This window comes from Streptomyces sp. NPDC016562 (assembly GCF_043076955.1).
Classification (GTDB): domain Bacteria; phylum Actinomycetota; class Actinomycetes; order Streptomycetales; family Streptomycetaceae; genus Streptomyces.
In genome coordinates this window covers 893,399-912,853 of the sequence record NZ_JBIBRZ010000001.1, presented here as the reverse complement: position 1 = coordinate 912,853, position 19,455 = coordinate 893,399, and the positions used below count along the sequence as shown (strand labels likewise).

Genomic DNA, 19,455 nt, shown 5'->3' with positions numbered 1-19,455 from the left:
GCGTGGCACTGGGCGCCATGGTCGCGGAGGCCGACTTCAGTACCGACTCGGCCGTAGCCGAACTCCCAGGATCGACTGATACGGCTGATGCGAAGGGCTGGGCCCGGGCCGGCACCACAGCGCGCCGCAGGACCTCCAGCTGGGCCCGGGGCGGCCTGCTGGAGGACGGGGGTCGACCCCGTGCGGCACGCACGCCGCCTAGCCCATCTCGTCACGGATGACGTTGCGGTGCTGCTCGTACAGGAGCCGCGCGTCGTCGTTGGGGAGCGCCGGGGTCGTCAGGCCGCAGGCGCAGGTGACCACCGTGAGGTCGGACAGAGCGCGCAGGGTGTGCCCCTCGGCACTGGTCCGGGCCGCCCCCGCCGGCTTCTCGTAGCGGAGGCTGTGCGGGTAGCGGGGGGTGCGGGCAGCAGTCGGGTGGAAGCCGGCGCTGTCGTCCTCGTGGGTGAAGCGGTGCTCGCTCATGGGTCCAGTGTCGTCTGCCGGACCCGCATAACCCGTCCCCGCGCGGCGCAACGCGACCAGATCATCACCGGCCTGGCCGCGAGCCGGACGCGCCGTCAGGGCTCCCTCCGCCCCGGCGGGCCGGCCAGGCCGACGTCGCGCAGGATGCGTCCGATCGTGTCGTCGAGGGTGCTCGCGGCGCCGATGACCGTCTCGACGCCGCCGGGCAGCAGGTCGAGCGGCCGGTACCAGGAGCTCAGGTCCGCCTCGGAGACCTCGCGCGCGAGCGGCTTGGTCGCGTGTCGGGCGAGCGTCACCTCGAAGGGCACGTCCAGGTAGTAGCCGTGGGTCGGTCCGCGGTGATCGGCGCGCAGGCGCGCGAGCATCCCGCCGTAGTGGTCCGCGTAGAGGATGCCCTCGACGATGACGTGGTAGCCGGCGTCGAGGGCGTACCGCGCGACGGTGTCGATCAAGCCGATGTTCGCGCCGTCCGGGCGGTCGTGCTCGCGCAGCACGTCACGGCGCATGACGTCCTGACCGACCAGGGCCAGGCCCCGGCCGAAGCGCTCGCGCACCCCCGCCGCGACCGAGGACTTGCCCGAGGCGCTGTTCCCGCGCAGTACGACGAGCCGGGTGTCCGGGGTGCCCACCATCATCCGCACCACGTTAGCCGCCCGCGCCGCCCCCGTGGGCCCGTCGTCACCTTCCGCGCCCGCTCGCTCACCGGACCTCTCCCGGTGGGGCGTCGCCACCCAGACGGCGTAATCTGGTCGAAACCGCCACAGAACGCGCACGGCAAGCACCGTGCGCGCCGTGCACTCCGCCGCGAACGATCCCAGGGAGGCGGTGCGTGACCGATCCTTTCGGCTTCCTCCGGATCCCCCGCGAGGCCGCTGCGCCCCGCCCCGTGGAGGAGAGGCTCGGCGACTGGCGCGAGGTCTACGCGGGCCGGCTGCAGCTGCCGCTCGTCTCCCGGCAGGCCGACCGCTGCATGGACTGCGGCATTCCGTTCTGCCACACCGGCTGTCCCCTGGGAAACCTCATACCCGAGTGGAACGCGTACGCCGCCCGCGGCGACTGGCACGCGGCGTACGAGCGGCTGCACGCCACCAACAACTTCCCGGAGGTCACGGGCCGGCTCTGCCCGGCCCCCTGCGAGGACGCCTGCGTCCTGGCGATCAACGCCGACCCGGTGACCATCAAGAACGTCGAGCAGGCGATCGCGGACGAGGGCGCGCGACGCGGCTACATGGCGCCGAGGCCGCCGGAGCGTCGCAGCGGCAAGACGGTGGCCGTCATCGGCTCGGGTCCGGCCGGACTGGCCGCGGCGCAGCAGTTGACCCGGGCCGGGCACTCGGTCACGGTCCACGAGCGGGCCGACCGGCTGGGGGGACTCCTGCGGTACGGCATCCCCGAGTTCAAGATGGAGAAGACCCACCTGGACCGCCGGATCGAGCAGATGCGGGCCGAGGGCACCGTGTTCGTCACGAGTTCCTACATCGGCGGTGGTACGGACATCGGCGGCGCGGCCGGCGCCGACGCGGCCGAACTGCGCAGCCGGTATGACGCCGTCGTCGTCGCGACCGGAGCCGGCGAACGCCGGGAACTGCCGGTCCCCGGCCGCGAGCTGCTCGGAGTGCACCAGGCCATGGAGTACCTGACCTGCGCCAACCGGGTCCGCGAGGGCGACTACCCCGTATCGCCGGTCAGCGCCGAGGGCAGACGCGTGATCGTCGTGGGCGGCGGCGACACCGGCTCGGACTGCCTCGGTACGGCCCTTCGGCAGGGCGCGGTCTCCGTGGTCCAGCTCGACATCAATCCCGAGCCCGGCCCGGAGCGGACCGACGCCGAGCCCTGGCCGGTGTACCCGAGGACGTACCGCATCTCCCACGCCCACGAGGAGGCCCGGGGCCGCGAGGGCCGCGACCCCCGGCTCTTCTCCTGTGCCACCCTCCGCTTCGAGGGGGACGCCGCGGGCAGGGTACGGGCGCTGCGCCTGAGCGCCGTCGAGCCGGTGGGCCGCAGCCCCCTGGCCGGCACGGACCGCGCCCTGCCGGCCGGCCTGGTCCTGCTGGCCCTCGGCTTCTCGGGTCCCGAACGGGCCGGTGGCCTGCGCGAGCAGCTGGGGCTGGAGCTCGACGAGCGCGGCAACTACGCGCGGGACGCCGCCTTCGCGGCGGCCGGCGGGCGGGCGCCCGGGGTGTTCGTCGCGGGCGACGCGGGCCGCGGGCAGTCGCTGGTGGTGTGGGCCATCGCGGAGGGCCGGGCGGCGGCCGCCGCGGTGGACCGCTACCTCACGGGCTCCACCTGCCTCCCGTCGCCGGTGGCCGCCCACGACCGCCCGATGACGGCCCTGGGGCGCATGCGCTACGGGAACTTCTAGGGAAGGTCCAGGGGAGGGCCAGGCGAGGACCGTGTCATGCCGCGGGGCCGGGGGCGGAGGGGCGTTTGGTGGTGTCCCGTCGGGAGATTGCGTCCGCCACCTCGTCGACGGCGGTACGCAGGTGGGCGCCGTAGGCGTCCTGGCGGAGGTGCGGGATGTGCTCCTTGGCCGCGTTGATGTGCTCGGTGGCCGCGTCGAAGGACTGGAGCCGGCGGTAGTCGTCCGCCAGGTTGAGGTGGAGGGAGGGGTAGAACCCGGCGATGTGGAGGCCGGCGTGGTGCTCCTGGACCCGCTGCTCGGTCACCGCGTCGGCAGCGTCCAGGGCCCGGACGTCCCAGGCGAGGGCCTGGGCGGGATCTTCGTACAGATCGGCCAGGTAGTGGGCCAGTGAGCAACGGTGCAGCGGGTCGCCGGTGACACCGAGCGCCGACCACAGCTCCAGGAGCTTCTGGCGGGCGGAGAGAGTATTCCCCGAACGGCCTTCGGCGACGGCTTGGGCGATGGCTTCCATGGTCGGGTCCGGACTGGCGGGTGTGGCGGGCATGACGTGCTCCTCGTGGTCGGTCTCGGGCTCAGGCAGAGGGGGCGCATGCGACGGGCATGGCGAGGGTGGTGAGATCGCCGCGGTCGGCGGAGCGGATCGTGACGGGTCCGTCGTGTCCTCGCAGGTCCACCATCACGTCGGGACCGATGGCGGTGCTCACGGCGGGATAGAGCGTGGTCATCTCGAACCGGATCCGGAGAGCCGTGCCCGTCACGGCGGCGGGCAGCTGAACAGATGGGCCGTCGTCGTGCGAGGGCTGAACCGTCACTCCGTCGGCGCAGACGTGCAGCGTGACGCGGTCGCCCGGGTGGTCTTCCAGAGCGCGCAGCAGAAGGTCCTTCGGGACCGTCACGCGGGTGCCGACCTCGCCCAGGGAAGCGAGCATCAGCCGGTGGTCGGGGAAGTCCTCGGACAGCAGCCGGCAGTGCCGGTCCGCACGCTCGGGCATGCGCAGCCGGATTCCGTGCGGCACCGCTTCGATGCGGACCAGCGCGCTGCGCCGGACGGTGGCGGCAGCCGCCCGCAGGTCGTCGCCGTCGATCGTGCCGGCCCACGTCCGCTCCGTCGGCCGCGCCGGCACCAGGGTCCGGGTGGAGAGCCGGTACCGGTCGGTCGCCGTCAGGGCGAGCGCCCCTGCCCGTGCCTCGATGTGGAGGCCGGCGAGCACCGCCATCCCCGGTTCGTGCGCGGTCGCGGTCAGGACCTGCTCGACCGCATCCGCGAGCACGGGCCCCTTCAGCACGGCGATCAGCAGACCGGGCAGCTCGCCGCCGAGCGCGGACTTGAGGGCGGCGGCCTTCCGCCGGGCCGCCGCCGCGTCGTCGACGATCCTGGCGACGTGCGCGTCGATCAGCCGCGCCGCCTCGTCGGCCCCGGCGTCGAGGACCGCCTCGACCGCGGCGAGGGGCATGGCGATCTCGCGGAGCCGCCGCAGCGCGGTGGCCCGCAGAACCTGGTCGGCGGCGTAGTAGCGGTAACCCGAGACCGGGTCCACTTCGGCGGGGGGCAGCAGCCCGGAGTCGGCGTAGAACCGCAACGCGCTGGAGGTCAGACCAGTGCGCTGGGCGAAGACCCCGATGGGCATCAACTCGGAATGTGGCACGTCGCCATCATTGGGCTTCAACCCACTCGAAGGTCAACTTCGTGGCGCCGAGGCCCCCGAACGCGCCGCGGGGCCGCCACCGGACGGGGTGGCGGCCCCGCGGAGCTGCGAGCCGTGCTCCCGGCGTCATCCGCCGGGGCCCTCTCGTCAGCGGGTGGCGAGGAGGGTGAGCGTGTCGATCACACGGTTGGAGAAGCCCCACTCGTTGTCGTACCAGGCGACCACCTTGATGTGGCGGCCGTCGACGCGGGTGAGCTCCGAGTCGAAGATCGACGAGGCGGGGTTGCCCGTGATGTCGGACGACACGAGCGGGTCGTCCGAGTACTCCAGCACACCGGCCAACGGGCCATCGGCCGCGGCCCGGTAGGCCTCCAGGACCTCTTCGCGCGTCACGTCGCGGGCGACGGTCGTGTTCAGTTCGACGATCGAGCCGACCGGCACCGGCACGCGGATCGAATCGCCCGAGAGCTTGCCCTCCAGGTTCGGCAGCACGAGACCGATCGCCTTGGCGGCGCCCGTCGTCGTCGGCACGATGTTGACGGCGGCGGCGCGGGCCCGACGGGCGTCGCGGTGCGGGCCGTCCTGCAGGTTCTGCTCCTGCGTGTAGGCGTGCACCGTCGTCATGAAACCGTGCTCGATGCCCGCGAGGTCGTCGAGCACCGCGGCCAGCGGTGCGAGCGCGTTGGTCGTGCACGAGGCGTTCGAGACGATCGTGTGCGCGTCCGGGTCGTAGGCGTCGGAGTTGACGCCGAACGCCAGCGTGACGTCGGCGCCGTCGGACGGCGCGCTGACGAGCACCTTCCTGGCACCCGCCTTGACGTGGGCACGGGCGGCCTCGGCCGAGGTGAACCGGCCGGTGGCCTCCAGCACGATGTCGACGCCGAGCTCGGCCCACGGCAGCTGCTCCGGCTCCCGCTCGGCGAGCACCGTGATGCGGTGGCCGTCGACGACGAGAACGTTTCCGTCGACCGTCACCGGCCGGCCGAGCCGCCCGGAGGTGGTGTCGTAGGCGAGCAGCCGCGCGAGGGTGGTGGGCTCCGTGAGGTCGTTGACGGCGACGACCTGGAGGTCGCTGTCGCGTTCGAGGAGCGCACGCAGCACGTTGCGTCCGATGCGGCCGAATCCGTTGATGGCGATGCGAGTCATGAGCGATGTCCCTTTCGTTCGCCCTCAGGTTCGCGCCCTGCGCCTGGCCGCGACAGCGGCGTGATCGCCATGGTTCAAAAGGATCTCGCCACCCGGGGAGGCGGGCCGGTGGCGCGCGCGTTGGCGGGCCGACGGCCGGCTACTCGCCCCGGGTGAAAGTGCGCCGGTACTCGGTCGGGGTGGTGCCCAGGATGCGCTGGAAGTGGGAGCGCAGGTTCGCCCCCGTGCCGAGACCGACGTCGGCGGCGATCTGCTCGATGCCGCGCTGCGAGCGTTCGAGGAGCTCCCGGGCCACGTCGATCCGGGCGCGCATGACCCACTGCATCGGCGTGTACCCCGTGTCCTCCGCGAAGCGGCGCGAGAACGTGCGGGGCGAGACCCCGGCGTGCCGGGCGAGCGCCTCCAGGGTCAGGGGCTCGCCGAGCCGGTGCAGCGCCCACTCGCGGGTGGCGGCGAACCGCTCGCCGAGCGGCTCGGGCACGCTGCGCGGCACGTACTGCGCCTGGCCGCCGCTGCGGTAGGGGGCCGCGACCAGCCGCCTGGCCGCGTGGTTGGCGGCGGCCACGCCGAGGTCGCCCCGCAGGATGTGCAGGCACAGGTCGATGCCGGAGGCGGCGCCGGCCGAGGTGAGGACGCTCCCCTCGTCGACGAAGAGGACGTTCTCGTCGAGCCGGACGAGGGGGTGCCGGGCCGCGAGGGCGCGGGCGTAGTGCCAGTGGGTGGTGGCACGTCGGCCGTCGAGCAGGCCCGTCGCGGCGAGCGCGAACGCGCCCGTCGAGATGGCGGCGAGCCGCGCGCCACGGGCGTGGGCGGCGAGCAGGGCGTCGATGACGGCCTGCGGCGGGTCGTCGCGGTCGGGAAAGCGGTAGCCGGGGACGAAGACGATGTCGGCCCACGCGAGCGCGTCGAGCCCGTGGGTCACGTGGTACGACAGGCCGTCGCCGCCGGTCACGAGGCCGGGCGCCGCGCCGCACACCCGTACCTCGTACGGCATGCTCGCCCGGGTCGTGAAGACCTGCGCGGGGATGCCGACGTCGAGGGGCTTCGCACCTTCGAGGACGAGGACGGCGACACGGTGGAGGCGGGAGGCTGGCACGGGTCGAGCGTACGCGGGGCCGGTGCGCACGAAGGCGGAGGGGAAGCCTCCGAAGATCCCGGCCGGATCCCGGCCGCACCGCTTCCGTTCAGATCGAGCGCTCGACGCGCGCGAGCCACTCGGTGAGCAGGGCGCGCAGGAGCTCCGGTTGCTCGTGGGGCAGGGCGTGTCCCGTGTCGTCGAGCACGGCGAGGGAGGCGTGCGGGTAGTGGTCGACGAGGTCGACCGCGCCGGCGTACCCGACCGTCGAGTCCAGCCGTCCGGCCAGGACCACGGTCGGACCCGCGTAGGCCGGGGTGTGATCGGGCGTGAGCGCCCACCGCTCGCCGATCCGCTCCAGCGCCGCCTCGTCGACGAGCGCGGCCGCCGGGGCGACGTAACGCTCGTACCGTTCGAGCATCTCCGCGGTGTGGACGACGAAGTAACTGCGGAATGCGTCGTCACCGATCTCACCCATCTCACCGGGTCCGGTGACGACGCGGTGCTCCGGCACGTCGCGCAGCCCCGCCGTCAGGGGACAGACGAGCGCCAGACCGGCGACGTGCGCGGGGCGCCGCGCAGCCATCGCCTGCGCGAAGTACGCGCCCGCCGAGTGACCGACGAGGAGGTGCGCGGTCCCGCCCGTGACCTCGTCGGCGAAGGCGAGCAGCGTGTCCAGGACGTCGTCGGCGCTGCGCAGCGTCTCGGGGGCGGGGGTTCCGCCCATGCCAGGGAGGTCGGCATAGATCCGCCGGAGCCCGGCGACGCCGTCGAGGGCCGGCTCGAAGCACGCCTCGGCCTCACGGTGATCGACGCCGGCGCCGTGGAGCACCAGCACGGGCAGGCCCGTCCCGTGCTCCACGTAGTGGACCGGCACTCGGCCCGCTCGGATCTCCACCCCCGCATGCTAACGACGCAGGCGCGGCCGCCCGACGGGGCGCGAGGGCACGTCGATGGCCGGAAAGCGCGCCGCCGGACCACTCCCGTCCTGCGACCTTTCCGTGAGGCGAGGGGGTTTGGCCGGTTTCCAGGCGGTCCAGGATCGGTGCATGACCATGGAGAGAGGGCTCGCCGTCAGGCCGGTGCGCGCCCGGCTCGGCGCGGCCCGCGGTGTACGGGTCGAGGTGGCGCAGTGGCCCACCGGGCCACGGGCTGCTCCGGGTTGGGCCCCGGCCGGTCCTCAGGAGCCGTCCCCCGCGGTGCGGGAGGCGGTCGAGGCGATCGTGCGCGCGGTCGCAGTCGGCGACGACGTGCTCATCGACCGCCTGCTGGCCCGGTTCACGGACATCGCCGACTACGACGCCCTCGTCCACCTGCGCACCGCCCTGTGCGGCACGGCGGGAGCGCGGCCGGCGCACTGACCCGGCGGTCTGACCGGACGGCTTTGATCGTCCTCGGCCTCGCGCCGGCCCCGGCCTGTGATGATGTTGTCGCCAGACCGGTCCGGTGACGGGAGCACAGCCTGGCCGTCGGGCGTTGGACCGTAGAGGGCAGCGAACGCGTTGCCCACCCCGCACTACCTGGGATGAGGAGGAACTGATGAGCGCGGCCGACGAGGGACGGCAGTGGCCGGACGAGGTCAGTGTCGACAACGCGAGGACGACGCTGCTGCAGCTCCTCGCGCGCGCGGGGATCCCGGCCGGTGACGCGTGGCAACTGGTCGGGCTCCTGGAAGCGGGTGCGCTGGCCCTCGCGCACGAGGAGCTGAGCGGCGGCTTGACCGTGCCGGGTGACAAGGGCGAGGCCTACGAGTCGGGCTGGCTCGACGGCGCCGGGTGCCTCCTGGACGGGCTCGGCGCCGTCGCCGAGCGGACCCTGGTCCGCGTCGTGGGGGAGGACGGGCAGCAGGGTCCGGCCGGGGCCGGGGAGCGTCCTCGAGCCGGGCGGATGGAGGTGGCGCGGGCGCGCGTGGCGGTCACCCCTCTGTACCTGTCGTTCACCGCGGGCTCGGAGCTGGACCCGGAGGTGACCGACGAGGTGCTCGCCGCCGTCCTCGGCACGATGAGCCGCCGTCGGCGCGCCGGGTACGCCGGACGGCTGGCCGAGTTCGTCGCCGCCCACCGCGCGCGGCTGGAGCGGATGTTCGCGGCGTACGGACCGGACAGCTCCATCACCGTGCACGGCCGCTATTCGCTCCTCCACTCCGCCACGAGCATCGCCGTACTGGAGCGGCTCGTGGCCGCGCCGCAGGAGCTGCGCGAGGAGTGGGACGCCGCGGCGCTGCCGCCCGCGTGGCTGGACGGGCTCACGACGGCCTGGGACGCCCCGGCCTGACGCGGGGGGCCACGCAGCGCGATACCGGGATCGTTGCGGCGTCCGGCCGCTCGCCCTCGTGGCGCGCGGGGGAGCGGGGGCGTCATGGGTTAGAACGGTCTTCCCATGTGGTTCCGACGCTCGGGGTGATGTCGTGGAGGAGACGGGGCCGCCCGGCGGGGCGGGGGAGCGCCGGAGGGCGCCCGGACGCCGGCTGTTCCTGGGCTTCGCCGCCGCCGTGCTCGCGCCCTGGCCCGCCGGCCTCACGACGGCCGCGGCTGCGCAGGCCGCCGAGGCCGCGGTGGAAGCGGACTCAGCCGACGTCACCGACCCCGCCGCGGATCGCGTCCGGCGCGGGCACGGGCTCGACGTAGAGGCTGAGAACGCGCTGCCCGGCTCCCCCGACTGGCGGATCACCCGGGCCGGGCCGGCGGGCGCCGTCGAGGGCTTCGCCGACCGGGTCAGCGTGTGCCCCGGTGAGCCCTTCACCCTGCGGGTGTCGACGACCTCGGCGTCCTACACCGTCTCCGCGTACCGGATGGGCTGGTACGGCGGCGCCAGGGCCCGCCTGGTCTGGAAGTCGGCCGCGCTGCCGGGTGTCCGCCAACCGCCGGCCAGGATCGACCCCGGCACGCGGATGGCGCACGCTCCGTGGGAGCCGACGGCAAGGGTGGACACCACGGGCTGGCCGGAAGGCTGTTACCTGTTGCGGCTGGACACCCAGGACGGGCGGGCCCAGCGCTACGTGCCGCTGACCGTCCGGTCCTCCTCCACCGCCGGCCGCACGGTCGTGATCAACGCCGTGGCCACGTGGCAGGCGTACAACCGCTGGGGCGGCGCGGACCTCTACAAGGGCTCGACGGGCAAGAGCGGGTCGCGGTCCCTCCAGGTCTCCTTCGACCGCCCGTACGCCAACAGACAAGGCGCAGGCCAGTTCCTCGTGTTCGAGGCGCCCCTGATCGCGCTCGCCGAGCGCCTCGCTCTTCCGCTCGCGTACACGACGGGCCTGGACGTCGCACGCGATCCGTACCTCCTGCGCGGGGCGGCCGCCATGGTGTCCCCGGGCCACGACGAATACTGGAGTCCCGAGCAGCGCCGCCACGTGACCCGGGCGCGCGACGCGGGGACGAACCTCGCCGTCCTCGGTGCGAACTGCTGCTACCGCAGGATCCGCTTCGCCGCCTCCTCCACCGCGTCCGACCGCATCGTGGTCTGCTACAAGAGCGACTACGCCCAGGACCCCGGCTTCCAGCAGGGACTCCCGCCCACGAACGACTTCCGGCGCGAGCCCGCCCCCGAGCCCGAGAGCTCGCTGCTCGGCGTGATCTACGACGGCTATCCGGTCAACGCCCCCTATGTCGTCTCCCACCCGGACCACTGGCTGCTGGCGGGCACCGGCGCGCGGGCCGGCGACTCCTTCCCCCACCTGGTGGGGATCGAGTTCGACCGGGTGAACCTCTCCCATCCGACGCCGCGGCCGATCGAGGTCCTCGCGCACTCGCCGGTGACGTGCAAAGGCCGGCGCTCGTACGCGGATACGGCCTACCTGACCCTGCCGGGAGGCGCTGCCGTCTTCGCCACCGGCACCATGCGCTGGGTCGAGGCCCTCGACGCCGGGGTGCCCGGGCTCGGCAAGGCCCCCCACGGCCTGGACGCACGCGCGGGACACTTCACGCGCACGGTCACCGCCAACGTCCTGCGCGCGTTCGCACGGAGGGCGGCCGGGCGGAGCCGGCCCGCCCAGGACAATCTGGCCGCCCTGTACGGCGACACCAGCGCATCCTCCTCCGAGCACACACCCCCCACGACAGGGCTCGTCGAGCGAAGGTGAAGGCTCGACCTCGTCATCGCACGGCCGGCGCTCACCGGCCGTTCAGCAGCTGCGTGGTGGCCAGTTCGCGGTAGAGGGCGTCCGCGGTGAAGAGTTCGGCGTGGGTGCCCACCGCCCGTACGCGGCCCGCCTCCATCACGACGATGCGGTCGGCCGTGGTGACCGTGGACAGGCGGTGGGCGACGACGAGGACGGTGATGCGGCCGGCGATGTCGGTGATGGTGTCGCGCAGCGCCGCCTCGTTGGCCGCGTCGAGCTGCGACGTGGCTTCGTCCAGCAGCAACAGTCTCGGGCGGCGCAGCAGGGCCCTGGCGATCGCGACGCGCTGGCGCTCCCCGCCCGAGAGTCTGCTGCCGCGGTGGCCGACGGCGGTGTCGAGGCCCTGGGGCAGGCGGTCCGTCACCGCTTCGAGGCGGACGAGACGCAGGGCGTGGCGGAGCTCCTCCTCCGTGGCGTCGACCGCGCCCAGCGTCAGGTTCTCGCGCAGGGTGCCGGCGAGGACGGGCGCGTCCTGTTCCACGTATCCGATGGCGGCGCGCAGTTCGGCCAGGGGCCACTGCCGCACGTCCTTCCCGTCCAGCAGGACGTGCCCGTCGTCCGGCTCGTAGAAGCGTTCGATGAGGGAGAAGACCGTGGTCTTGCCCGTGCCGGACGGGCCGACGAACGCGGTCAGGCCTCCGCCGGGGACGGTGAAGGAGACACGGTGGTGCACCAGGGGCAGCCCGGGGCGGTAGGCGAAGCGGACCTCGCGGAAGGACACGCGGGCGGGCGGGGGATCGCCTTGCGGCCGGCTCGTACCCCCTCCCGTTCCGCAGTGCGGCGCGTCCTGGCTCTCGACCTCCAGGCCCTCCACCCCCAGGCCCTCGACCTCCAGGCTCTCCACCTCGAGGATCCGGGCGGCGGCGGCCGCACCGATCTGGAACTGGACGACGCCTTCCACCAGTTGGCCGATCCGGGGCGCGAGTGCGAAGAGGTAGAGGAGGAACGCGACCAGGGTGGACACCCCGATGGCGCCCGAGGTGACGCGCGCGCCCCCCACCCCCAGCACGACCAGGAAGCAGACCTGGACCACGACCGTCGAGAGGGTCGCGGACACCGCTTCCCAGGCGGCGGCGCGGACACCGGTGCGCCGGGCGTGCTCGGCCGCCCGGTACAGCGCTTGGGCCTCCTGCTGTTCGGCGCCCGAGGCCTTGATCGTACGGAAGGCGCCCAAGGCTCGTTCCAGCGCGGCGCCCATGCGGCCGACCGCCTCCTGCGTACGCCGGGTCGCCCGGCCGATCCGCGGGGACACGACGGCGACGACGACGCCGACGAACGCGATCACTCCGAGCGTGACCCCGAGCAACACGGGGTCGAGCAGGCCCATCATGACCACCGTCGCGAGGGTGATCAAGGTGCCGGTGACCGCGGCCGAGACCGCCTGGGGGGCGCTCTGCCGCAGGAGCGCCGTGTCGGAGGTGACGCGGGAGATCAGGTCCCCCGGTTCGGTGCGCTCCACCACCGGTACGCGCAGCGCCAGCAGACGGTCCGTCAGGCGGCGCCGTGCGGTGCAGACGATGGACTCCGCGGACCGGTCCAGTACGTAGTGCCCGAGGCCGGCGAGGATTCCGCCCGCCGCCACCAGCACGCTCAGGGCGATCACGGGGCCGTACGCCGGACTTCCCCGGCCCATGTCGTCCATCACCTGTTTGGCCGCCAGGGGCTGGGCCAGCCCCATCACGCTCCCGAGCAGACCCAGTAGGACGCCCGCGCCCATGCGGCCGCGCTCAGGTCGGAGGTGCCCGATGAGGGCGCGCATCGCAGGGGGCACGGGCTCACTCCACCGCGAAGAAGCGCTGGAAGTATCCGGCCGGCGTGCCCTCGCCGACCGCCGTGCCCTCGGCTTCCACCCAGGCGTGCGCGGCGAACGGAGGGCGGGTGCGCACCCCCACGCACCAGGCGGGCCACTGGCCGCGGCAGCGGCACAGCAGCACCGTGGCCAGGGACCGCGGCAGACAGCCCTTGTGCCCGCCCGCGGCCAGACTCACGGCGAGCACCGTCTCCCGCGCCGCTTCCGCCTCGGCCAGCGTGGCGGGCCGGGACCCGCGGCGGAGCAGGGCCAGCACGGCCCGGATCCGCCGGGGCGGCAGGAGGGCCAGCACGTGGGCGCAGCCGATCACGACGCGCGCCCCGAGGCGGCGGGCCAGGGGGACGGAGCGGGGGCGGTAGGGAACGGCTTCCGGGGTCGACATCTGTGCGTGTCCCTTCAGCGGGTGCGGCCAACGGCCGGCGGTGAGGTGATCGCCCGGCGGCCGCGCCCGGCTATGGCGTGATGAGCCCTGCGGAGCGGAATTCCTCGACGATGCTCATGACGTCCTGGGTGGCCACCTCGGTGTCCACGCCCTCGTACCGCTCGACGAGGGCCGCCGCCGCCCGTTCGGCGCCGTGCCCGTCCAGGAGCTCGCGGAGCACGACGGCAGCCGTGGGGTTGAGGGTCCAGTACTCGGCGCTCTTCTGATCGAGCAGGGCCATGCCGTACTCGGTCTCGGTCAGCAGGATCCCGGGCTTCAGCGTGCACATCGGATCACCTTTCCCGTTCCGTCAGGGGGGCGCCGCCTCGGCGACGGCGTCATCTCCCGGGAGCGCAGCCATACTTCGCAGGCCACCGTCGGGTGCAGCAGGTAGCTCTCGCTCTCGGCCGACAGGGCGCGGCGGCACCACTCCCGCAGGGCCCTCGCGTCGACGAGACCCAGCCGGGCGAGGCGCGACTCCTCGCACAAGGCCAGCAGACGGGCGCGGTGGCGGCGCAGCCCCGCCTCCTCCTCGAAGGTCGCGTTCGCCTTGGTGCCGCGGGTGCGGCTGGCCTCGGGGACGATGCCGCGCATGGCCTCGACGATCAGCGGCTTGTACCGCCACGGGGTGATCCGCTCCTGCGGCCGCACGGCGAGGGCCGCCTCGATCACCCGGTCGTCGTAGTAGGGGGCCGCGACCGTGATGCCCAGCGGGGCGGCCATCTGGCCGATGTGGCGGGTCCACTGGGAGATGCCGTCCATCGCGGCCATCTCCCGGTGCTCGCCGTGCCCGCGGCCGCGGGGCTCGGCGTCCGGGAGGTGGGCGCGGAGCAGCTCGCGCACCGCCTCCACGGCCTCGGGCGTGGCCCAGCCGGGCATGCGGGGCGGCGCCGACCAGTCGAGCAGCGGTTCGTCCGCCGGAGCCGGGGGAGCGTCCAGGTCGCGGGCGACCCGGCCGAGCCAGGCGCGGTAGGAACGGCGGTCCAGCAGCTGGCGCAGCACGCGCCAGCGGGACCACTGGTACTTCGCGGTGTATCCGCGCAGGTCCCGCAGCGCGGTGAGGGGGTGCGTACCCGTCATCGTGTGCAGGCGGGCGGGCGCTCCGGCGAGGAGTTCGTCGCCGCCCAGGCCGGTCAGGTGCAGGCTCGATCCGCGGGCCGCGGCCAGGGCGACGATGTGCATGCGGCGGTTGCGGTCGACCGTGAGGATGCTGGGGGTGTCCAGGAGGTCGTCGAGTACGTCGATCCCGTCGAAGGTCATGGCCAGTTCGCCCGCCGGGACGACGTGGTGCTCGACCGTTCCCAGGGCCCGGGTCGTCCGGCGCGCCCAGTACACGTCGTCACCGAGCTCGTCGTGGATGGCCGCGGTGTACGCCGCGACCTTCGCGTCCCCGCGGGCGGCGGCGCAGCACACGGCGGTGGAGTCGAGGCCGCCCAGGTCCGCCGTCACCAGCTCGCGCCCGTGGGTGCGCGTGGCGACGGAGGCGGTCAGCGCCTCCCGGAAGCGCACGGCGCCCTCGGCCAGGGACAGGTGGGGCTCGGGCGGCGACCACCAGCGGGTCTCCCGCGCCCGTCCGTCGGGGTCGAGGGTCAGATAGTGGCCGCCGGGCTGGGCGCGCACGCCCTTCCACATCGGGGAGCCCGACAGCGGGTGCGGCACGCCAAGGGTGAGCAGTTCGAGAGCGAGCCTGCGTTCGTCGAGCGGGGCGCCGACCAGTTCGGCGAGTACGTCCGCCCGATCGGAGGCCAGGCTGACGCCGCCGGCCGCCGGGAGAGCGGCGTCGGTGAAGAACACCCGTTTGATGCCGACGACACCGCCCTGGACCCGGACCCGCCGGTCGCGGCTGGCCACGAGGTGGAAGCTGCCGGCCCAGGTGGCGCTGATGCGGTCGAGCGTCGACAGGGAGGTGCCGTCGACGGCTGCGGCGGCGCGCCGGGCGGCTTCGGCGGTGACGGAGTGTTCGCCGAGCACGGCGATACGGGTTCCTCCGCACTCGCCCACCACGATGCCGGAGGGTGTCCAGCGCCCCACGAGCCAGGGGCGTCCGGAGGGATGGCGCAGAGCCTGGTCGGCGTGGGCGAGTGCGGGGGCGGCGACGGTGGCGGCCGCGTCGGTGTCGGGCAGGACGGCGAACCAGGTGGGCAGGGCCTGGAGTGACAGGGAGTCTTCCAAGACTTCGGCCTTCGGTCGGCGATGTGCGGGAAGCAGGTGACCGGCTGAGCGGGTGGACAGGTGGCCGGGCGGGCGGGTCCGCGGGTGGCGGCTGGGTGCCGCCACCCGCGGACCCGGCCGCCGCCGGTCAGCGGCGCGGCCGGACCCTCATGTCAGAGGAGCTGCTTGCCGCCGAGGACGTCCTTGGGCCCCGTGTTCTTGATCCCGGTCACCTTGCGGAAGCTGCCGGCCTTGGTGAGGGTGGGGCGCTCATACGTCATGGTCGAACTCCTTTTCGCTGGGGGGACGTACGGTCTGCATGCGCATGCGGCGGTTTCCGATCCGGAGATCGGTCATTCCGCTTTCACCACGCTAGGTAGGACGAGCGGATCATCACAGGGCGCTTCCGGTTCTCTCGCGGTGCGCCCGCGGCGCGAACGTGGCGGCGCGCGCCCCCGAACGGTCCCGCCCGCCGCCCCCTTCGCGGACAACGGCCGCATGCGCCCCGCCCGTACCACCAGGGACGCATAAACATACTTTTAGGTGGCGGGGGAAACTGCGCAGCCGCTGAGCGCCCGCCGGGAAACGCGCCTAGCCGCGCGCGTCCACCACCGCCAGGAGCTTGCCGCTGGTCGGGCTGCGGTCCAGCGACGCGCCGTCGACCGCCTCGACCACCAGGTCCAGCAGGCGTTCGGTCACCGCCGAGCGGAGCTCCGGGTAGCCGGCCAGGAACACCTCCCGCAGCCGCTGCGGGTCCGTCGCCGCGGCCCGCTCCACCCGTACGGTCAGCCGCTCGCGCTCCTGCGCGGCGTCGAGCCGGATCTGCAGTTCGCCGCGGTGGCCGCCCTGTTCCTCGGCCAGGTCCAGGAAGCGGCGGTGGTTGAGGAAGTACGTCGCCACGCGCATCACGTCACCGGTGCGGCCCCTCAGCTCGAAGCGGGGCGCGTGCCGGCCGCAGGCGCAGCGGCCCGGAGTCTCCCGGCCGAGGTCGCCTATCACGTAGCGGCCCAGGTCCTGGCCGCGCCGGGCGTGCGTGGTGAAGACCAGCCGGCCCGTCTCGCCGGGGGCCACCGGCCGGTCCTCGGCCAGGTCCAGGATCTCCATCGTGTGGAGGTCGGCGTGCAGGTGGTGGACACCGCCGGAGCTCTCGGTGCACTGGTAGCCCAGCGGGCCGAGGTCGGTGCTGCCGTAGGTGATCGAGCGGACGGCCTCGATGCCGAAGTCGGCCTTCAGCGTGCGCCGTTGCTCCTCCGTGAAGTGCTCTCCACCGTAGAAGACCTTGCGCAGGCCGCCGTACGCCCGCAGGGAGTCCGCCTCCGCGTGGAGCAGTTGCCACAGGTAGGAGGGCATGCCGAAGAGGGTGTCGGCCCCGTGGTCGATGAGGGCCTGCGCCGTCGCCCGATGGTCGGGCCCCGCCGACAGCGGCAGCTGTACGCCGCCGAGCCGTTCGAGCACCGAGAAGAAGCTGATGAAGCTGCCGTACATGCCGCCGCAGTAGAAGAGGTTGGCCGTGCGGTCCCCGACCGGGTCGTAGCCGGCGGCGAGCAGACCGCGGGCGGCGGCGTGCATCTGGGTGTCGTAGTCGTCGTAACTGAAGACCGACAGCGCCGGTGCGCCGGTGCTGCCGCCACTGCGGAAGTACAGCTCGGCATCGGCCCGCGTGAGCTGCCGGCCCTGCTCCTGCACGTCCTCCTTGCCCAGCAGGGGGCCCGCGGGCGGCGGCAGGACGACGGGCAGGGCCAGGTCGTCCAGGCAGGCCGTGGTGGCGAAGCGGGCCGGGTCCGCCTGGACGGCGACGCGGCGGCTGTACCGCTGGAGGGCGTAGACCCCGTCGTGCGGCTCGCCCGCGTAGCTCTCCAGCATCGCGCCGACCGGCGTGACGCGGGTGACCCCCGCGGCCAGGACGGTGCGGGAGAGCTCGGCGATGTCGGTCCGGCTGCCCGCCAGGCCCGCCGTCTGCAGGTAGCGGCGCATCGGACGCAACGTGGCGATCAGCCGCTTGCGGGGCAGCGGCTTGACCCACACGCTGCGGTGCAGCGGCGAGGCGGTCAGCGGGGACCGGGTGTCGGCCATGACCCGCCACGAGCCGTCGGCAGCGGCGAACACCCGGGTCAGGCCCAGGTGTTCCTCCAGCCGGGCCATCAGCTCGGTCGTGGTCAGTTCGGCCGCCTCGGCGGGATCCGGCTCGCCGTCCGAAGCGGCGGTCACGGCCGCCGGCCGGCCCCCGAGGACCGCGGCGAACCGCTCCGCGAAGGCGAACACCTCGCCCTCGTCCTCGGTGTCGAGATAGACCACCTGAGGGCTGGAGCACGCCTGCTGCTCGTGCAGGCACACGTCGTCCGCGAGGGCTTCGAGGACGGAGGCGTCCGACCAGGCGTCCCCCGTCAGGTACGCGAAGGAGATCCGGTGCCCCCACTCCACCAGCCGGCAGCCGGCCGGCACATGGGCCGCGACCCCTTCGACGGCGCCCTCCCCGCCCCATACGGCGACGGCGTCCGCGGGCGCGCACATCAGGCGCAGCCACTCCTGCCGGGACGACGGGAAGCGCAGGATGACGATCCGCGCGGCCAGGGCACCGGTGGGGTCCAGCGCCGCGAGCTCGGCCATCAGGTGCTGGGTCAGCAGGGTGTCGGCGCTGCTGGTCTTGAGGACGTTCACGTTTCCGGCGAGCAGGCCCTCGACGATGCTCAGCGGCGCGACCGTCGCGGCGTTGCCCGGGGCGATGTGCGCGACCAGCCCGACGGGCGCCCACGCCTCGTAGACCGTCTCGCGCGGATCGGCCCGGTTCAGCCGGCCGGGAGCCGCGCCGCCGAGTTCCCGGCGCAGCTTGCGGGTCAGCTCCCGCCGGCCGAGGAGGGCGCCGAGCTCGGCCAGTACGGCCGGGTCCTGCCCGGCGGGAAGGTGCGCGGCCAGCCGGGCGTGGACCGGGTGGGCCGGCTCACGCAGCGCGCCGGCGAGCGCGTCGCAGGCGGCCAGGACGGTCTCGGTCTCCAGCACCGAGGCCAGCGCGGCCTCGACCGCGGCCGGCAGGTCGGCGAGGCGTCGCCCGGCCTCCTCGTCGTGGACGAAGGCGCCCTGCCAGTAGTGGTGCTTCTCGGTCTCGTTCACGCCAGGCCCTTCATCAGTTCGGCTGCGGCCACCGCGCAGCTGCGGTTGCGGCTCACCCCGGCACGGCCGTGCACGGTGAACCAGGGGGTCTGCAGCTCGCACCCGCAGTCCTCCCCGGGCCGCAGGGAGGCGAGGTCGCCCATGACCACGCTCTGCGCCGGTACGGAGGTGATGTACGGCGACACGAGGTGCAGGTAGCCCCGCTCCCCGTACGGCAGGGGTTCGAGCGAGCGCGTGGAGCGGATCGTCACCCGGGACCAGACGGGCGCGTGCAGCCGGTGGTGGTCGCACTCGATGTACGGGATGCAGTGCTCGACCGACCCGAAGGTGTCCCGGATCCGCTCACCCGGGATGCCGAGCTGCTCGGTGACGCGGGCGTACAGCTCCTCCTTGCCGATGCGCCGGTCGGCGTGCCCCTTCCAGCCGCCGCCGAGGACGACGAGGGAGCCCTCGGGCAGGCGCAGCGGAGGCAGTCCCATGGCCCGCATCCGCTCCAGGGTGAAGAAGAGGAAGGCCGGGAAGCCGAGGATGCGGACCGGGGCGTCCTCCCGCTCGAAGCGGCGCAGCGCGGCGATGCAGCCGAAGGGGTCGAACTCGTGGTCGCCGCCGGTGTTGCGCAGTGCGTAGGCGACGCTGCGCGCCGGGGCGAAGTCGCACAGGTAGTTGTCGGTGAAGGCGGTCCCCAGGTTCAGGGAGGGAGCCGGCTCATAGCTGTACAGGAGGTAGTTGACCTCCTGGTCCGGGGTGATCCAGCCGTTGCGCTCGAAGATCCGGGCGACCATGCGCTGGGCGGAGCGGATGGTCCAGTGGTCGAAGAACATCTGCGACTTCTGGCCGGTGGTGCCCGAGGAGGTCAGGTGCAGCTCGACGTCCTCGCGCGGGATGGAGAGCACCTCGTGCCGCTTGAAGAAGTTCGCGTGGACGAGCGGCGCGCGGTACGGCTCCGCCGGGGGAGTGGCCTCGTAGAGGGAGCGGAAGAACGGGGAGCGCTCGGCGTGCCAGGCGTTGGTCTCCGCCATGGCGGCGGCGAAGAGTTCGTCCTGCGCGGGCCCGAAGGCGTAGGGGTCGGTCAGGTCGCACAGCTGTTGTACGTGGGGCAGGAGGGCCGGGTCCGGTACGGCGACCGGCGCGAGATGGGGGTTCATGGG

Annotated in this window: 18 protein-coding genes; 4 read left to right on the top strand and 14 right to left on the bottom strand. The window is 73.7% G+C overall.

Translation table 11 applies throughout. The features are described 5' to 3' along the window. Positions 1 to 198: 198 nt before the first annotated feature. Both ACF059_RS04185 and ACF059_RS04180 read right to left on the bottom strand, forming a co-directional pair. On the bottom strand, positions 199 to 465 hold the full coding sequence (locus ACF059_RS04185; protein WP_392051056.1) for a hypothetical protein: 267 nt from the start codon (positions 463 to 465) through the stop codon (positions 199 to 201). A 95-nt stretch (positions 466 to 560) separates the two neighbouring features. Continuing rightward, positions 561 to 1,097 carry an AAA family ATPase gene (locus ACF059_RS04180; protein ID WP_392053043.1) on the bottom strand — a complete coding sequence of 179 codons (537 nt, stop codon included), beginning with the start codon at positions 1,095 to 1,097 and terminating at the stop codon, positions 561 to 563. 197 nt (positions 1,098 to 1,294) lie between these two features. On the opposite strand from ACF059_RS04180, the gene ACF059_RS04175 reads away from it, so the two are divergent. Then, positions 1,295 to 2,827 carry a glutamate synthase subunit beta gene (locus tag ACF059_RS04175; protein ID WP_392051054.1) on the top strand — a complete coding sequence of 511 codons (1,533 nt, stop codon included), beginning with the start codon at positions 1,295 to 1,297 and terminating at the stop codon, positions 2,825 to 2,827. 34 nt (positions 2,828 to 2,861) lie between these two features. Here ACF059_RS04175 and ACF059_RS04170 read toward each other — a convergent pair whose 3' ends face one another. From ACF059_RS04170 to ACF059_RS04150, 5 genes are all read right to left on the bottom strand, one after another. Continuing rightward, positions 2,862 to 3,371, bottom strand: a complete 510-nt coding sequence (locus tag ACF059_RS04170; RefSeq protein WP_392051051.1) for a hypothetical protein — start codon at positions 3,369 to 3,371, stop codon at positions 2,862 to 2,864. Between the two features lie 28 nt (positions 3,372 to 3,399). Further along, entirely contained in the window at positions 3,400 to 4,455 is a 1,056-nt protein-coding gene (locus tag ACF059_RS04165) for a MerR family transcriptional regulator (RefSeq protein ID WP_392053041.1), read from the bottom strand. A 165-nt stretch (positions 4,456 to 4,620) separates the two neighbouring features. Further along, positions 4,621 to 5,619, bottom strand: a complete 999-nt coding sequence (gap, locus tag ACF059_RS04160) for a type I glyceraldehyde-3-phosphate dehydrogenase (protein WP_361944499.1) — start codon at positions 5,617 to 5,619, stop codon at positions 4,621 to 4,623. Between the two features lie 139 nt (positions 5,620 to 5,758). Beyond that, positions 5,759 to 6,715: a GlxA family transcriptional regulator gene (locus ACF059_RS04155; RefSeq protein WP_392051048.1), complete on the bottom strand. Its 957-nt coding sequence runs from the start codon at positions 6,713 to 6,715 to the stop codon at positions 5,759 to 5,761. Positions 6,716 to 6,803: 88 nt separating this feature from the next. Then, the gene (locus tag ACF059_RS04150) at positions 6,804 to 7,592 is read right to left on the bottom strand and encodes an alpha/beta fold hydrolase (protein ID WP_392051045.1); all 789 of its coding nucleotides are present in this window, start codon (positions 7,590 to 7,592) and stop codon (positions 6,804 to 6,806) included. A 151-nt stretch (positions 7,593 to 7,743) separates the two neighbouring features. Here ACF059_RS04150 and ACF059_RS04145 point away from each other — a divergent pair, with 151 nt between their 5' ends. The 3 genes from ACF059_RS04145 to ACF059_RS04135 all read left to right on the top strand — a co-directional run bounded on the left by ACF059_RS04145 (position 7,744) and on the right by ACF059_RS04135 (position 10,778). Further along, positions 7,744 to 8,055, top strand: coding sequence for a hypothetical protein (locus tag ACF059_RS04145; RefSeq protein WP_392051042.1), 312 nt, complete (start codon positions 7,744 to 7,746; stop codon positions 8,053 to 8,055). Positions 8,056 to 8,233: 178 nt separating this feature from the next. After that, positions 8,234 to 8,968 (top strand): hypothetical protein, encoded by a 735-nt coding sequence (locus ACF059_RS04140; RefSeq protein WP_392051039.1) that lies wholly within the window; start codon positions 8,234 to 8,236, stop codon positions 8,966 to 8,968. A gap of 133 nt (positions 8,969 to 9,101) precedes the next feature. Next, positions 9,102 to 10,778: a N,N-dimethylformamidase beta subunit family domain-containing protein gene (locus ACF059_RS04135; RefSeq protein WP_392051036.1), complete on the top strand. Its 1,677-nt coding sequence runs from the start codon at positions 9,102 to 9,104 to the stop codon at positions 10,776 to 10,778. Positions 10,779 to 10,809: 31 nt separating this feature from the next. Here the strand turns inward: ACF059_RS04135 and ACF059_RS04130 are convergent, their stop codons facing one another. From ACF059_RS04130 to ACF059_RS04100, 7 genes are all read right to left on the bottom strand, one after another. Further along, positions 10,810 to 12,576 (bottom strand): ABC transporter ATP-binding protein, encoded by a 1,767-nt coding sequence (locus ACF059_RS04130; RefSeq protein WP_392053038.1) that lies wholly within the window; start codon positions 12,574 to 12,576, stop codon positions 10,810 to 10,812. A 16-nt stretch (positions 12,577 to 12,592) separates the two neighbouring features. Continuing rightward, entirely contained in the window at positions 12,593 to 13,009 is a 417-nt protein-coding gene (locus ACF059_RS04125; protein WP_392051033.1) for a lasso peptide biosynthesis B2 protein, read from the bottom strand. A 70-nt stretch (positions 13,010 to 13,079) separates the two neighbouring features. Further along, positions 13,080 to 13,337 (bottom strand): lasso peptide biosynthesis PqqD family chaperone, encoded by a 258-nt coding sequence (locus tag ACF059_RS04120; RefSeq protein WP_392051030.1) that lies wholly within the window; start codon positions 13,335 to 13,337, stop codon positions 13,080 to 13,082. Further along, positions 13,325 to 15,220 (bottom strand): lasso peptide isopeptide bond-forming cyclase, encoded by a 1,896-nt coding sequence (locus tag ACF059_RS04115; protein ID WP_392051027.1) that lies wholly within the window; start codon positions 15,218 to 15,220, stop codon positions 13,325 to 13,327. The genes ACF059_RS04120 and ACF059_RS04115 overlap by 13 nt, the downstream gene beginning before the upstream one ends. A gap of 152 nt (positions 15,221 to 15,372) precedes the next feature. Then, positions 15,373 to 15,480 (bottom strand): keywimysin-related RiPP, encoded by a 108-nt coding sequence (locus ACF059_RS04110; RefSeq protein WP_158688462.1) that lies wholly within the window; start codon positions 15,478 to 15,480, stop codon positions 15,373 to 15,375. A gap of 310 nt (positions 15,481 to 15,790) precedes the next feature. Continuing rightward, entirely contained in the window at positions 15,791 to 18,307 is a 2,517-nt protein-coding gene (locus ACF059_RS04105; RefSeq protein WP_392051023.1) for an acyl-CoA reductase, read from the bottom strand. Next, on the bottom strand, positions 18,304 to 19,452 hold the full coding sequence (locus ACF059_RS04100) for an acyl-protein synthase (RefSeq protein ID WP_392053035.1): 1,149 nt from the start codon (positions 19,450 to 19,452) through the stop codon (positions 18,304 to 18,306). The genes ACF059_RS04105 and ACF059_RS04100 overlap by 4 nt, the downstream gene beginning before the upstream one ends. Positions 19,453 to 19,455: the final 3 nt, after the last annotated feature.

Bases quoted from the DNA above. Each gene is read 5' to 3' on its own strand.
- ACF059_RS04185 (WP_392051056.1), bottom strand. From the start codon at position 465: ATGAGCGAGCACCGCTTCACCCACGAGGACGACAGCGCCGGCTTCCAC.
- ACF059_RS04180 (WP_392053043.1), bottom strand. From the start codon at position 1,097: ATGGTGGGCACCCCGGACACCCGGCTCGTCGTACTGCGCGGGAACAGC.
- ACF059_RS04170 (WP_392051051.1), bottom strand. From the start codon at position 3,371: ATGCCCGCCACACCCGCCAGTCCGGACCCGACCATGGAAGCCATCGCC.
- ACF059_RS04165 (WP_392053041.1), bottom strand. From the start codon at position 4,455: ATGCCCATCGGGGTCTTCGCCCAGCGCACTGGTCTGACCTCCAGCGCG.
- gap (WP_361944499.1), bottom strand. From the start codon at position 5,619: ATGACTCGCATCGCCATCAACGGATTCGGCCGCATCGGACGCAACGTG.
- ACF059_RS04145 (WP_392051042.1), top strand. From the start codon at position 7,744: ATGACCATGGAGAGAGGGCTCGCCGTCAGGCCGGTGCGCGCCCGGCTC.
- ACF059_RS04140 (WP_392051039.1), top strand. From the start codon at position 8,234: ATGAGCGCGGCCGACGAGGGACGGCAGTGGCCGGACGAGGTCAGTGTC.
- ACF059_RS04130 (WP_392053038.1), bottom strand. From the start codon at position 12,576: ATGCGCGCCCTCATCGGGCACCTCCGACCTGAGCGCGGCCGCATGGGC.
- ACF059_RS04125 (WP_392051033.1), bottom strand. From the start codon at position 13,009: ATGTCGACCCCGGAAGCCGTTCCCTACCGCCCCCGCTCCGTCCCCCTG.
- ACF059_RS04120 (WP_392051030.1), bottom strand. From the start codon at position 13,337: ATGTGCACGCTGAAGCCCGGGATCCTGCTGACCGAGACCGAGTACGGC.
- ACF059_RS04110 (WP_158688462.1), bottom strand. From the start codon at position 15,480: ATGACGTATGAGCGCCCCACCCTCACCAAGGCCGGCAGCTTCCGCAAG.
- ACF059_RS04100 (WP_392053035.1), bottom strand. From the start codon at position 19,452: ATGAACCCCCATCTCGCGCCGGTCGCCGTACCGGACCCGGCCCTCCTG.